Genomic DNA, 14,506 nt, shown 5'->3' on the forward strand with positions numbered 1-14,506 from the left:
CTCAAGGATCGGATGCTCCCCCGACCCAGTCATCACAACCAGGCCCGAAGGGCAACTTCTCTATCTTATCCCCCTCCTCCAGCTTGTCAAATCGACGCGCCGAGCGGATTTGAGATCCGCATCGCAGTCGAAATGAACCGCAGAAGAGGTGGAAGCTCCCATCCTAGCCGCAAGCGGCAGGCCCTCACAACTGAGAGGTTTGGGAGTGGTTCTCCACTTGAGGGGGGTGAGGCTTTTCGGCCTTTCCGCTTCCCTGTGGGGCGAACAAGTAATAACTTACGCGGGTTGCGGGGTTCGGGCAAATCGGGGCGGTATCCCTGGCGTGTCGCGCCCCTCTCCCGCGGGATCCCGCACCTCTGCCACGGGATCGCGCCGGCCACGGCACTCCCCCGGATACGCAGAAAGCCCCTGCTGTAACAGCAGGGGCTTTCGTGAAACGCGATCAGAAGACGTTGACATCCAGCGGGATGCCGGGGCCGAACGTGGTCGACACCGTGCCCTTCTGGATGTAGCGACCCTTTGCGCTCGACGGCTTGAGACGAACGATCTCGTCAAGGGCAGCACCGATGTTCTCATCGAGCTGCTCTGCCGAGAAGGATGCCTTGCCGACGATGAAGTGCACGTTCGAGTGCTTGTCGACGCGGAACTCGATCTTTCCGCCCTTGATCTCCTCAACGGCCTTCGCCGGGTTCGGAGTCACGGTGCCAGTCTTCGGGTTCGGCATCAGGCCACGGGGGCCGAGGACCTTACCCAGTCGACCGACCTGGCCCATGAGCTCAGGGGTCGAGACTGCGGAGTCGAAGTCGGTCCAGCCGCCAGCGACCTTCTCGATGAGCTCGGCGCCGCCGACCTCATCTGCACCTGCGGCGATGGCAGCTTCAGCTGCGGGGCCGGTGGCGAAGACGATGACACGAGCGGTCTTGCCCGTACCGTGCGGAAGCATGACGGTGCCGCGCACCATCTGGTCTGCCTTGCGCGGGTCAACGGCAAGCTTCAGCGCGACCTCGACGGTCGAGTTGAACTTTGCCGAGCCGGTCTCCTTCGCGAGAGCGACAGCCTCGGTCGGAGTGTAGAAACGGTCTGCCTCGATCTTCGAGACAGCAGCCTTGTAAGCCTTGGACTTTGCCATGATTATTCCCCTTAGCCCTCGACCGTGATGCCCATGGAGCGGGCTGTTCCGGCGATGATCTTCGAGGCAGCCTCGATGTCGTTCGCGTTCAGATCGGCCTGCTTGGTCTCGGCGATCTGACGGACCTGGTCCTTGGTGATCTTCGCAACCTTGACCGTGTGCGGCGTAGCCGAACCCTTCGGGACGCCAGCAGCCTTCTTGATGAGCTCTGCAGCCGGCGGGGTCTTCAGGATGAACGTGAAGCTGCGGTCCTCGTAGACAGTGATCTCAACGGGGACGACGTTTCCGCGCTGCGACTCGGTCGCGGCGTTGTACGCCTTGCAGAACTCCATGATGTTCACGCCATGCTGACCGAGCGCGGGGCCGATCGGCGGCGCTGGGTTAGCTGCACCGGCGTTGATCTGAAGCTTGATCAGGCCGGTCACCTTCTTCTTAGGTGCCATTTCCTCTTCCTTTCATCGAACGGATGCCGGGGCATCCGATCTCCCACGAACCCGGTGTCTCCGAGACGTGGTGTGCTGCGCGCGCACGAAATGCGCACACAAACCATCCCAGTGTACCCGACGCAGAACGCCCCGTCGGCCGGAGCCGAACGGGGCGTTCGTGAAGCGTGTTTCGAGAGTCAGAGCATCTTGGTGACCTGGTCGAACGACAGTTCGACCGGGGTCTCACGCTCGAACAGGGAGACGAGCACGGTGAGCTTGCCACTCTCGGGCTTGATCTCGCTGATCGAACCAGGCAGGCCAGCGAACGAGCCTTCCTTGATGGTGATCGTCTCGCCGACTTCGAAGTCAACCTCAGCCGGGATCGAGCGGGCCACAGCCAGGCCGCCCTTGGACTGAACGTTCTTCGCCGTCGGAATGTCCTTGACCTCGACGAGTGCCTTCAGCATGTTGAAGGCTTCTTCGAAGCGCAGCGGTGTCGGGTTGTGGGCGTTGCCCACGAAGCCGGTGACACCAGGAGTGTGGCGGACGACAGACCAGGTGTCCTCGTTGAGCTCCATGCGCACGAGCACGTAGCCGGGGATCCGGACGCGCGTGACCATCTTGCGCTGACCGTTCTTGATCTCGACGACGTCCTCCATCGGGACCTCGATCTGATAGATGTCGTCCTCGACCTCGAGCGTCGACTTGCGCTGCTCGATGTTGGCCTTCACCTTGCGCTCGAACCCGGCGTAGGAGTGGATGACGTACCACTTGCCCGGCAGCATCCGCAGATCCATGCGGAAGGCCTCATAGGGGTCTTCTTCAGCAGGCTCTTCTTCAGCGGACTCGTCGTCAGCGGCGTCTTCTTCGCCATTGACGTCGGGGCCGTCGTAGGGTGCTACCTCTTCGGCTGCAGCAGCTTCGTCTTCGGCAGCCTCTTCGGCGGTCGAGTCGTTGAGGACCTCGGCTGCAGCTTCGGTCTCTGCAGTCTCGTCCAGGTTGAGAGCGTCGTTCACGATCGCGTCCGCCTCCGGGTCGTTGATGTCAATGTCTTCGGCACCTTCGTCCGAGCCGTCGGCGTCGTCCTCGATGTGCACAGCAATACGCTCGGCCGGTGCAGATGACTGCTCTTCGGCGGAGAGCACATTGCCCTCTTGAGCTTCGTCGTCCTCGCTGGACTGCTCCGCGGCGGTCGCCATGTCGGCGTCGTCGGAATATCGTTCAGACACGTTGTTTCTTTCCATTCATAGCGGTCGAGCCGCAGGAGTGACGCTTACTGCGGCACTCCGAAGACCTGTGTAGTCAGCCACGAGAAGGCAGCATCCAGGCCGTAGACGAGCGCCATCATGATGGCGACGAAAACCAGCACGACACCGGTGAACTTGAAGAGTTCTTTGCGCGTCGGTGTGACGACCTTGCGCAACTCGCCCAACACCTGACGGAAGAACAGAGCGATACGGCCGAAGAAGCCGAGCCTGTTCACGCTCGCGGCACCGCCTGACGCGACGATTTCGCCGCGCGGTTCGTCCTGATCCATCGTGAATGTACCTTTCCGTGTGCCAGCGTGGCGCTGACGCGCAGGGCGGACAGGAATCGAACCTGCAACCTGCGGTTTTGGAGACCGCTGCTCTGCCAATTGAGCTACCGCCCTAGAGACCTGATGGCCCCTGGGATCCGCACCTCCCCCGCACCCATGGGCACGGAAAAAGAATGCAGACAACTGCTCCTCCAGTGTAGAGCATGCTGCGTGCCCCGGCGAACAAAGCCGGCTTCACCCGGGGCGTAGCGGCTCAGAACAACTGCCGCCAGTTCGCCTTGGCGAGGTCGAGGAGCTCGTCGCCGCGGCCCGACATCACCGTGCGGATGGCGTAGAGCGCGAAGCCCTTGACCTGGTCGGCGGTGATCGTCGGCGGCATCGAGAGTTCCTGCCGCTCGGTGACCACGTCCAGCAGTGCAGGCCCATCATGAGCGAGGACTTCCCGAACGGCATCCGGCAGATCCTCGCTGTGCTCCACCCGCCTGGCGAAGATTCCGAGCGCCTCGGCGACGGCTGCGAAGTTCGGGTTCTCAAGATCGGTGGCGTAGGTGACGAAGCCGGCCGCCTTCATCTCGAGTTCGACGAAGTTGAGCGAGGAGTTGTTCACCACGATCGTCTTCACCGGCAGCCTGTTCTGGGTGAGGGTGATGAGCTCGCCGAGCATCATCGCCAGGCCCCCATCCCCCGCCAGCGCGACCACCTGACGGTCCGGCTGTGCGGTCTGCGCCCCGATCCCGTGCATGAGCGCGTTCGCCATCGAGCCGTGTGTGAAGGAGCCGATCAGGCGGCGTCGCCCGTTCATGGTCAGGTAGCGCGCAGCCCACACGGTTGGTGAGCCGACATCCGCCGTGAAGATTGCGTCCTCGTTCGCATGTTCGTCGAGAAGACGGGCAAGATACTGCGGATGAATCGGGTTCGAACCCTTGGACGGCACCGCGAGCTCGTCGAGTTTCGTGCGCGTCTTCCGGTAGTGCGCAACGGCATCATCGACATGCGAGCGGTCGCTCTTCTCGGCGAGCCGCGGCAACAGGGCTGTGACGGTCGCCTTCACATCACCTACGAGTCCGAGATCGAGCGGATGCCGTTTGCCGAGCTGCGAACCGCGGATGTCGACCTGAATCGTGGTGACGCCGTCGGGATAGAACTGCGTGTACGGGAAATCTGTGCCCAGCAGCAGCACCGTGTCGGCGGCATCCATCGCCCGAAAACCCGACGCGAAGCCGAGCAATCCGGTCATGCCGACATCAAAGGGGTTGTCGTGCTCGATGAACTCCTTGCCGCGCAGGGCATGCACGACGGGCGCTCCGAGCCGGTCAGCGAGCGCGACGACCTCGTCGTGGGCACCTTCAACTCCGGCGCCGGCGAGGATCGTGACCCGCTCTGCGGCGTTGAGCAGACGTGCGGCTTCTTCGAGCTCTGCGGGGCTGGGTACAACGATCGGACGCGTGCGCGTGATCACGCTCGCCCGATCATCCGCAACCTCGGAAAGGGCGACATCGCCCGGGATGACGAGCACGGCAACTCCGCGCTGTTCAATGGCGGCGCGCATCGCGATCTCCAGCATCCGCGGCATCTGCACCGGATCGGCGACGTACTCGACGTACACGCTGCACTCGCGGAACAGCTCCTGCGGATGGGTCTCCTGGAAGTATCCGGTGCCGATCTCATGCGTCGGGATGTGCGCGGCGATCGCCAGCACCGGCACGCGCGAGCGCTGCGCATCGAAGAGTCCGTTGATGAGGTGCAGGTTGCCTGGCCCGCACGAACCCGCGACGACGGCGAGATCACCGGTGATCGCCGCATCCGCCGCAGCCGCGAACGCAGCCGACTCCTCATGGCGCACGTGCAGCCAGCGGATCGTGCCGTCCTTGCGCAGCGCATCGGTGAAGCCGTTGAGGGAATCACCCGGGATGCCGTAGACCCGGTCGATGTTGTTAGCCCGGAGGGTGCGGACGATGTTCTCGGCGACGTTGACCATGCCCCCGAGGCTAGTGCGGGAGTAGGTAAAGAGCGAGAGGCCCCCGGCATCCGCTTTCACGAACATCGAGGGCCTCTGCGATCGAGCGTTGTCAGCTCATCGGGATCACGGCATAGGTGAGCCAGGTGAGCAGGAACCCGGCGACGCCGAGCACGGTGGTCAGCGGCGTCCAGGTGCGCAGGCCATCCTTGACCGACAGGCCTAGGTAGCGCGTGACCACCCAGAAGCCGGAGTCGTTGACGTGGCTGAGGCCGAGCGCACCGTAACCGATCGCGACCGCGACGAGCGCGATGTGGATCGTGTCGAGGCCGAGCACGGCGACCGAAGGCAGCAGCAGACCCGCCGTCGTGGTGATGGCCACGGTGGCGGAGCCCTGGGCTGCGCGCATGATCAGCGAGATGAGGAAGGCAGCGAGCAGCAGCGGCATACCGCTGCCGGCGAGCAGCTCAGCAACCGCACCGCCGATGCCGGTCTCGGTGAGGACCTTTCCGAAAGCGCCACCGGCACCGGTGACCAGGATGATGACCGCGGCAGACGGCAGAGCCGACTCCATGACCTCACCGAGCTTCGCCGCCGACCAACCACGGCGAACCCCGAGGAAGAACATCGCGGCGGCAATGGCGACCATGAGCGCGAAGATCGGCTGGCCGATCATCGAGAGGAATCCGTTCCAGAAGCTGCCGGCCTCGAACGAGGGCGCAACCGTGGTGCCGAGCATGATGAGCGCGAGCGGCAACAGGATGAGTCCGAGCACGGTGAATGCGCTCGGCGCCTTCTCACCGTCGCGCAGGCCCGCGTTGGCGGAGGTCTGGTCAGTTCCGAAGCTGTCGAACATCTCCTTCGTGGCCTCGATCATCGCGAATTCCTGGCGGTTGATGATCTTGCCCACCCAGAACGACAGCGCCGCGAGCGGGATGGAGATGATCAACGAGAAGATCAGCACCCAGCCCATGTCAGCGCCGAGGATGGTCGCGCCGCCGACGATGCCGGGGTGCGGCGGAACAGCGACGTGCACGGCGAGCATGATGCCGGCAACCGGCAGACCGAACTTGATCGGGTTCAGCCCCGCGATCTTTGAGAACGCGAAGATGATCGGCACGAGGATGATGAATCCGGCATCGAAGAACACCGGGATCGCGAGGATCGCCGCGGCGATGACCAGGGCGATGCCGACCCGCTTCGGGCCGAGCCACTTGGTGAACTTGCCGGCGAGCGACTCCGCTCCTCCGGACAGTTCGATGATCTTGCCCAGCATCGACCCGAGGGCGACGAGCACGGCGACCGAGCCGAGCGTTCCGCCCACACCGGCGATGATCGCCTGGATGATGCCGAGCTTTTCGACCGTTCCATCGTCGGCTGTGATGCTCGTCATCGGCAGGCCGGCGGCAAGACCGACGACGATCGAGACGAGGATGAGGGCGTAGAACGCCTGCATCTTGAAGCGGATGATCAGCAGGAGCAGCAGCGCGAGGCCGGCGACTCCGATCGCGATCAGGGCGGGAAGAGGGAGCATCTCTGGATCTCTTCTTTCAATTGTCAGGGCGCAGATGCGCCGAGCGAGGTTTCAGGGCGCGGATGCGCCGAGCGTGTGTGGTCGGGTCAGGAAAGTCGTGCGGGGGCGATCACGCGGATCACAGCGGAGTCATCGTGTGCGCCGAGGCCCTGGGCCTCACCGAGCAGGAAGAGCTGCTCGGCGGCGTTCGCGACGGGGGTCGACAGGTGCGCGGCGCGAGCGGCCGTGCCGACGATGCCCATGTCCTTGACGAAGATGTCGAGGCGGCTGAGCACCTCGGCGCCGTCCTCGTCGTAGGCCTGCAGCGAGCGGGGTCCCCGGTTGCCGAGCATGAACGAGTTCGCAGCCCCCGCGGTGAGCGCCCCGAGGGTCTTCTCCCGGTCAAGGCCCAGCGCATCAGCGAGGGCGAGCGCTTCGGCAGCCGCGGCGATGTGCACACCGCACAGCAGCTGGTTGACGGTCTTCAGTGCCTGGCCATCACCGGGCTTGTCGCCCACGATCGACAGGGTCGATGCGAGCTGCTCGAGCACAGGGCGAGCGACCTCAAGGGCTGCCGGAGTCGCGCCGACGACGATCAGCAGATCGCCCTCACCGGCGCGGACGGGGCCACCGGAGAGCGGAGCATCCACGAGCTGCGCACCGTGCTCGGCCAGACGGCGGGCGATCTCGCCGATCCCGTCGATGCCGACGGTGCTGGTGAGGATCACGACAGCGCCATCGTCGAGGTGCGAAGCCAGCGCGGTGTCGCCGAACAGCAGGTCGTCGAGCTGGGCGCCGTTGCGGACGGCTACGAGCACGGCCTGCGCGCCGGCGACGGCATCCGCGGCAGAATCAGCAGCCTTCACGCCCTTTTCCGCGGCGAGGGCGATGCGCTCGGCCGCGATATCGAAGCCGCGCACCTCGAAGCGCTCGGCGAGACGGGTGGCCATCGGCAGGCCCATGGCGCCGAGACCGATGACGGCGACAGTGGATGTGGAAGTCATGTCTGTTCCTTCAGTTCGTTGTGGCGCAATGAGCGTCAGCAGGTTATGCGCGGTGCGCGTCAGTTGGCGTCGGCGAGCGTGGCAACGACGCGGGCCAACGAGTCCGGTTCACCGACATTGCCGGCGAACACGATGTAGGGGATGCCGACGGCAGGGCCGGTCTGCGGCTGCCACAGCGAGACGATGCCGGGCAGCATCGGGCCGAGCACGGTGGCACGGCGAATCTCGAGCGCTTCGCTGGCGACGTCGCTGGAGGTAATGCCGCCCTTCGCGATCACGAACCGCGGCGGGGCGATCGCCAGCACACGACGCACGAGCTCGACGACGCCGCTAGAGACCTTGCGGGCAATCTCGAGGCTCTCCTCGCCGGTTGCACCGGTGACGAGTTCGCGAGTGGTGTGCACGATCACCGATCCGGATGCCAGGGCTTCAGCGACCGCGTTCGCCTGAGCATCGAGGTACTGCTCGCGACGATCGTCGATGAGGCTGGGCACATCGAGTTCGATCGTGACGGTGTCCGGGCGCTGGCGGCGCAGCTCTTCGAGCTGCTGGGTGGTCAGCGGCACGTGGCTGCCGACGACGACGAGACCGCCGCGGTCGTAGGCGAAGGGGATGTCGGCGGCCTTCACGGGCTCGGCGATCTCCTGGCCAATGTGGGCGCGGACGTACGGCGGGCCGACGCGCAGCAGCACCTCACGCTCGGGCAACTGCTGCAGCGCGAGTGCGACGACGCGCATATCGGATTCTTCGACGACGTCGACCGCGACGACACAGCCGGCGGGCAGGTCCCGGAGGAAGGATGCCACGGCGTCGACGCCCGAGCGGATGATGCTGATCGTGAGCGCTGCAACCTGGTCGGCCGGGATGCGGCCCTCGGTCTTCTCGGCGACCCAGTCCCGCAGGTTCGAGGAGGCGAATCCGAAGGTGGCGTCAGCGGCGAATGGGGTCTCTCCGACCGGCGTCGCCTCGCCGGCTGTGACCCAGTAGTGCACCGAGTCGACGGTGATGCGACCGGCATCCGGGAAGGCGGGAACGAGCAGGGTGAGCTCGGGAGCACCACCGCCGTGAGCGACGATCTCAGCGGCGAGCACGTCGGTTTCGAGCGGGAAGTGACCGCGCAGGGTCGAGTCACCGCGCGAGACGAAGGTGACGCGACGGCCGGATTCGGATGCTGCGGCGAGCGCGACCGCGACGACCTCGCGGTTGCGCTGGGCTGCGGATTCCTCGTCGAGGGAGCGCGTGTTGGTGAGCACGTAGACAGCCGGGGCGCCGGTGGCGAATGCGCCGGCGAGGTCTTCGTGCTCCCAGCGGGTGAGCACCGGGAGGTTCGCGACCGACTGGGTTCCGGTGGGGTCATCGTCCAGGACGACGAGGACACCCTGCGGATCAAGCGCTGCGCGCACCTCGGCGGCGTCGATCTCGACGGGGGCCGGCAGTGGGGCGAGAAGCGCATCGATATGCACGGGAACTCCTTCGTTCAGAGGGGGTTGTCAGCGAATCTCAGAGGGTTATCCGATATCAGATAACGAGGGTACGCCTAAACTCGCGCCCTGGCAAGCGGACTACTCGCCGAGCACGTAGTGCAGCAGGTCGTCACGGGTCTGGCGCATGTGACTGGCCATGGCCTCACGTGCCGCCGACCCGGATCGCGTGCGCATCGCCTCGAGCACCGCGGCGTGCTCGGCGATCGCGTGCTCACGAATCTCCAGCACGGCACTGGTCTCACTGCGGGAGTCCTGCAGGATCGCGGTGAGCGGACGCACGGATGCCACCAGAATCCGGTTGTCGGCGGCGGCGAAGATCACGTCGTGGAAGGCCAGGTCGGCATCCACGAACCCGGGGACATCGCCGTTCGCGTGCGCGGAGCGCATCTCCTCGAGCAGCTCCTCGAGCCGTTCGATGTGCTCATCGGTGCAGCGGGGAGCTGCGAGCTCGGCTGCCCCTGTCTCGAACATGACGCGCATGTCGATGAGGTCTAGGGACGAGCGACGCCGCGCTCCCCCACTGCGGGAGAAGCGGACGACGGCCTCGAGCCCGGTCCACTCGTCGACCGGGGCGACGCGGTGGCGGCTGCCGGGAACGGGGACGATGACTCCCTGCGCCTGCAGCAGACGGACGCCCTCGCGCAGGGTGAGCCGTGAGACGCCGAGGAGTGCTGCGAGATCGGCCTCGGCCGGAAGGGTCTCTCCGGCCTCGAGTCGCCCGGCGATGATCTCATCCAGCAACCCGTCCACGACGGACTGCGTGCGGGAGACTCGTTCGGGTTTCATAGCACAACGGTAGCGCGCCGGCGGGCGGCGCGCCTTCCCGAGCGCCGCGACTCACCAGGTGGCGCGTGTGGCCGCATCCCGGCGCTGCGCGCGGCAACAAGCGCCACCTCCCATCGGTACCACCCCGCGCAACCCCGCGCACGCCCGCGCCAGGTGTCGCAAACGGCCGCATCCCGGCGCTGCGCGCGGCAACAAGCGCCACCTCCCGCGGCGGCACACTCACCCGATCCGGATCAGCTTCCTGTTGACGAACTCATCGGCGGCCAGCATCCCGAGCTCGCGCGACGTGCCGCTGCGCTTGACTCCGCCGAACGGCAGCTCCGGACTGTCTGCGAGCACGAGGTTGACGTAGACCATGCCCGCCTCGATCCCGTCGGCAACGCGCTCGGCCTGCGCGGCATCCGTGGTGAACACGTACGACCCCAGCCCGAAGGGCGTGTCGTTCGCGATCGCAACGGCCTCTTCCTCCCCCGCCGCCCGGTACACGACCGCTGCCGGGCCGAACAGCTCCTCGCGGTACACATCCATGTCGGCTGTGACATCGGCGAGCACGGTCGGCGCGAAGAAGGCCCCGTCACGCGTGCCGCCGGTCAGCAGCGTCGCACCCTGCGCCACCGCGCCATCGATCTGCGCCTGCAGTCGTTCCGCCGCAGCCAGCGATGACAGCGGTCCGAGCACGGTCTCCTCAACGGTCGGATCCTCAGCGCTCACCGCCGCGAGCGCGGCGACGAACTTCGACACGAACTCCTCGTACAGCCCGTCGACGATGATGAAGCGCTTGGCTCCGTTGCAGGACTGACCGTTGTTGTCCAGGCGCGCATCGACGGCCGCTTGCACGACCGCATCCAGGTCATTCGTCGACAGCAGCAGGAACGGGTCGGACCCGCCCAGCTCCAGCGCGACCTTCTTCAGGTGGCGTCCGGCGACCTCGGCGACCGCGGAGCCCGCACGTTCGGACCCGGTGAGCGATACCCCGCGCACCCGTGGATCGGCGATGATGTTCGCTGCCTGCTCGTTGCTCGCGTACACCTTGATGTACGCGCCGTCCGGCAGCCCGGCATCCCGGTAGATCGCCTCCAGTGCTGCCGACGATTCCGGACACTGGGAGGCGTGCTTGAGGATGATCGTGTTGCCGACGGCGAGATTGGGAGCAGCAAACCGCGCCACCTGGTAGGCCGGGAAATTCCACGGCATGATCCCCAGCAGCGCGCCCAGCGCCGCACGCCGGATGACAGCGGTGCCCTCACCGAGAATATTCAGCGGCTGATCGTCGGTGATCTGCCCGATGTTGTCGGCATAGAACTCGATGATGTCCGCAGCGAACTCGACCTCGCCGACGGCGGCAGCGATCGGCTTGCCCATCTCGCGCACGATGATCGCGGCGAGCTCGTCGGTCCGTTCGCGGTGCAGCTGCGCGATGCGGCGGATCACGGCAGCGCGATCGGCCGGTGCCGTGGCCGACCAGGTGGATGCTGCGCGATGCGCCCGTGCGACAGCATCCTCGATCTGGGCGTCGGTGAACGTGTCATACGTCGCCAGCATCTCGCCGGTCGCGGGGTTGGTGACAGAGTAAGCGGTCATCATCGTCCTCTCGTTGTCTGCGGATTCAGCTGACGGGGGTCAGCTGTTCGGGATCAGGGTGTACTTCGTGGAGAGGTACTCGTGGATGCCCTCGAGCCCGCCCTCACGGCCGATGCCGGACTGTTTGACGCCGCCGAAGGGGGCTGCCGCGTTCGAGACGACTCCGACGTTGAGGCCCATCATGCCGGTCTCGAGTGCGTCGATCATCCGGTGTCCGCGGGCGAGGTCCTCGGTGAACACGTATGACACCAGGCCGTACTCGGTGGCATTGGCCAGGCGAACGCCCTCCTCCTCGGTATCGAAGGTGGCGATGGCGAGCACCGGCCCGAAGATCTCCTCGCGCAGGATGTCACTGCCCGCGGCCACATCGGCGATGACCGTGGGTTCGAAGAAAGTGCCTTCGCCGTCGATCGCACTGCCACCGGCGAGAACGCGCGCACCACGGCCGACGGCATCGTCGACGAGCGCACCGGCCTTGGCGACAGCATCCGCGTCGATCAGCGGGCCGATCGTGACGGCATCGTCGGTGCCGCGTCCGACCTTCATCTCCTTGACGCGAGCGGCGACCCGGTCGGCGAAGTCCGCCGCGACCGAGGAGTGCACGATGAAACGGTTCGCCGCCGTGCAGGCCTGGCCGATGTTGCGGAATTTTGCGAGCATCGCGCCGTCGACGGCCTTATCGAGGTCGGCGTCTTCGAAGACGACGAACGGCGCGTTGCCGCCGAGCTCCATCGACACGCGCAGCACCCCATCCGCGGCCTGGGCAATGAGTTTTCGGCCCACCTCGGTGGAGCCGGTGAACGAAAGCTTCCGCAGCCGCGGATCGGCGATGATCGGCGCCGACAGCTTCGACGACGACGAGGTCTGCACAACGTTGACGACGCCCTTCGGGAGCCCGGCCTGTTCGAGCAGTTTCGTGAAGAAGATCGTCGTCAAGGGCGTGAGCACTGCGGGTTTGATCACGACCGTGCAGCCGGCCGCGAGCGCCGGGGCGATCTTGCGGGTCGCCATCGCGAACGGAAAGTTCCACGGGGTGATGAAGAACGACGGCCCGACCGGACGCTGCGACACGATCATCGTTCCGGTGCCCTCGGGGTTCTGCCCGTACCGGCCGGCGATGCGCACAGCCTCTTCGCTGAACCAGCGCAGGAACTCACCGCCGTAGCCGACCTCACCGCGCGCTTCGGCGAGGGGCTTGCCCATCTCGAGCGTCATCAGCAGGGCGAGGTCTTCTTTGTGCTGCTGCACGAGGTCGAAGGCGCGGCGCAGAATGTCGCTGCGCTCGCGCGGGGCGGTGGCGGCCCAACCCTCTTGGGCGGCGACTGCCGCGTCGAGCGCCAGGGTGCCGTCCTCGGGGCTCGCGTCGGCGATCGATGCGAGCACCGCACCGGTTGCCGGGTCGTTGACATCGAAGGTGCGCCCGCCGGTGGCATCCCGCCATTCACCGCCGATGAAAAGTCCAGTCGGGATGCTGTCGAGCAGAGCACGCTCGTCGGATGCAGTGGTCATGGTCGTCTCCTTCAGGATCGGGGTGTCCGCGATGCTGAAGACGACGCGTGCAATCGAGCCACGGTGCCGCCCTTCCGTATCAGCGGTGATGCCGGAGAAGCATCGGCCGTGATCCGAATCCCCCGATACGAATCACGGCCGACGGTTCTATTGTGCCGCGAGTGCGGCGGTCAGAATGTCAATGCCCTCGTTCAGCAGTGTGTCGCCGATCGACAGCGGAGGCAGAAAACGGATGATATTGCCGAACGTTCCGCAGGTGAGGATGATCACTCCCTGGGCGATGCAGGCCCGGGCGACCGCGGCGGTGAGCGCAGCATCCGGTGCTCCGGTCTGCGGATCGACGAACTCGACGGCGATCATCGCGCCATGCCCGCGGACGTCTCCGATCCGGGCATCCTGCGCCTGAACGGCGGTGAGCCGATCCTTCAGCAGCGCGCCGATCTGCTGTGCGCGTTCGATGACCCCGTCGTTCTCGAAGATGTCAATGGCGGCGAGCGCCGCGGCGCAGGCGATGGGATTGCCGCCGTAGGTTCCGCCGAGACCACCCGGGTGGGAGGCATCCATGATCTCGGCGCGTCCGGTGACGGCGGCGAGCGGGAGGCCCGCGGCGATGCCCTTCGCGGTGGTGACGAGGTCGGGTTCGATGCCGAAGATCTCGCTGGCGAACATCCGGCCCGTGCGGGCGAAGCCGGTCTGCACCTCGTCGGCGATGAAGACGATGCCGTTCGCGCGGCACCAGTCCTGGATCCTGTTCAGGAAGCCGTCGGCCGGGACGATGAATCCGCCCTCGCCCTGGATGGGTTCGATGATGACGGCGGCGAGGTTGTCGGCGCCGACCTGCTTCTCAAGCTGCGTGATCGCCCGCTCAGCGGCTTGCGGTCCGGTCAGTCCGTCGCGGAACGGATACGACATCGGCGCACGGTAGATCTCGGGGGCGAAGGGGCCGAAACCACTCTTGTACGGCATCGCCTTCGCCGTGAGCGCCATGGTGAGGTTCGTGCGGCCGTGATAGCTGTGGTCGAAGGCTGCGACGGCCGCGCGACCGGTGTATTTACGGGCGATCTTGATCGCGTTCTCAACGGCTTCAGCGCCGGAGTTGAACAGCGCGGTCTTCTTCGCGAAGGCACCGGGGGTGAGCCTGTTCAGCGCCTCGGCGACCTCGATGTACGACTCGTACGGCGAGATCATGAAGCAGGTGTGCGTGAACTGTGCGGCTTGGGCGGCGATCGCGGCGGCGACCTTCGGATGCGCGTTGCCAACGCTGGTCACGGCGATGCCGCTGCCGAGGTCGATGAGGGCGTTGCCGTCGGCGTCCACGACGATTCCTCCCCCGGCTGCCACCGCGGCGACCGGGACGGTGTGGCCGACGCCGGAGGGCACAGCATCCGCTTTTCTGGCGAGGATCTCGGCAGATCGCGGACCGGGCAACTCCGTGACCAGCCGGCGCTGCTGTGGCAGGTCGGGTCCACCGAGGGGGATCTGCGTGGCTGGCATGAGGCTCATGCTCGTGAGCGTAGGCCGAAGCCCTGCCCCACGCACTCGCCGGACTGTACAATCTGAGCTATCTACTCGCCAGTACGT

At 66.0% G+C, this 14,506-nt stretch carries 12 protein-coding genes and 1 tRNA gene; all 13 read right to left on the minus strand.

Annotated features, from left to right (window positions below):
* Positions 1-442 precede the first annotated feature (442 nt).
* Complete coding sequence (rplA, locus tag ACW5CM_RS15780; protein ID WP_438255865.1) at positions 443-1,129, minus strand: 50S ribosomal protein L1; 687 nt, start codon at positions 1,127-1,129, stop codon at positions 443-445.
* Positions 1,130-1,140: 11 nt separating this feature from the next.
* Positions 1,141-1,572 carry a 50S ribosomal protein L11 gene (gene rplK / locus ACW5CM_RS15785; RefSeq protein ID WP_438255864.1) on the minus strand — a complete coding sequence of 144 codons (432 nt, stop codon included), beginning with the start codon at positions 1,570-1,572 and terminating at the stop codon, positions 1,141-1,143.
* A gap of 179 nt (positions 1,573-1,751) precedes the next feature.
* Positions 1,752-2,783 carry a transcription termination/antitermination protein NusG gene (gene nusG / locus ACW5CM_RS15790; RefSeq protein WP_439256378.1) on the minus strand — a complete coding sequence of 344 codons (1,032 nt, stop codon included), beginning with the start codon at positions 2,781-2,783 and terminating at the stop codon, positions 1,752-1,754.
* A gap of 44 nt (positions 2,784-2,827) precedes the next feature.
* The gene (gene secE / locus ACW5CM_RS15795) at positions 2,828-3,091 is read right to left on the minus strand and encodes a preprotein translocase subunit SecE (protein ID WP_438255862.1); all 264 of its coding nucleotides are present in this window, start codon (positions 3,089-3,091) and stop codon (positions 2,828-2,830) included.
* A 41-nt stretch (positions 3,092-3,132) separates the two neighbouring features.
* Positions 3,133-3,205: transfer RNA gene (locus tag ACW5CM_RS15800), tRNA-Trp, on the minus strand.
* A gap of 139 nt (positions 3,206-3,344) precedes the next feature.
* On the minus strand, positions 3,345-5,069 hold the full coding sequence (poxB, locus tag ACW5CM_RS15805; RefSeq protein WP_457125582.1) for a ubiquinone-dependent pyruvate dehydrogenase: 1,725 nt from the start codon (positions 5,067-5,069) through the stop codon (positions 3,345-3,347).
* Between the two features lie 91 nt (positions 5,070-5,160).
* A complete protein-coding gene (locus tag ACW5CM_RS15810; RefSeq protein ID WP_457125583.1) occupies positions 5,161-6,582 on the minus strand; it encodes a GntP family transporter in 1,422 nt (473 codons plus the stop codon).
* 86 nt (positions 6,583-6,668) lie between these two features.
* The gene (locus ACW5CM_RS15815) at positions 6,669-7,565 is read right to left on the minus strand and encodes an NAD(P)-dependent oxidoreductase (RefSeq protein WP_438255859.1); all 897 of its coding nucleotides are present in this window, start codon (positions 7,563-7,565) and stop codon (positions 6,669-6,671) included.
* Between the two features lie 59 nt (positions 7,566-7,624).
* A complete protein-coding gene (locus tag ACW5CM_RS15820) occupies positions 7,625-9,028 on the minus strand; it encodes a four-carbon acid sugar kinase family protein (RefSeq protein ID WP_457125584.1) in 1,404 nt (467 codons plus the stop codon).
* 99 nt (positions 9,029-9,127) lie between these two features.
* On the minus strand, positions 9,128-9,835 hold the full coding sequence (locus ACW5CM_RS15825; protein WP_438255857.1) for a FadR/GntR family transcriptional regulator: 708 nt from the start codon (positions 9,833-9,835) through the stop codon (positions 9,128-9,130).
* A 219-nt stretch (positions 9,836-10,054) separates the two neighbouring features.
* Positions 10,055-11,416, minus strand: coding sequence for an NAD-dependent succinate-semialdehyde dehydrogenase (locus tag ACW5CM_RS15830; protein WP_457125585.1), 1,362 nt, complete (start codon positions 11,414-11,416; stop codon positions 10,055-10,057).
* 39 nt (positions 11,417-11,455) lie between these two features.
* Positions 11,456-12,925 carry an NAD-dependent succinate-semialdehyde dehydrogenase gene (locus ACW5CM_RS15835; protein WP_457125586.1) on the minus strand — a complete coding sequence of 490 codons (1,470 nt, stop codon included), beginning with the start codon at positions 12,923-12,925 and terminating at the stop codon, positions 11,456-11,458.
* Positions 12,926-13,072: 147 nt separating this feature from the next.
* Positions 13,073-14,428, minus strand: coding sequence for a 4-aminobutyrate--2-oxoglutarate transaminase (gabT, locus tag ACW5CM_RS15840; protein WP_457125587.1), 1,356 nt, complete (start codon positions 14,426-14,428; stop codon positions 13,073-13,075).
* Positions 14,429-14,506 lie beyond the last annotated feature (78 nt).

This window comes from Microbacterium wangyouchuni, assembly GCF_054072595.1.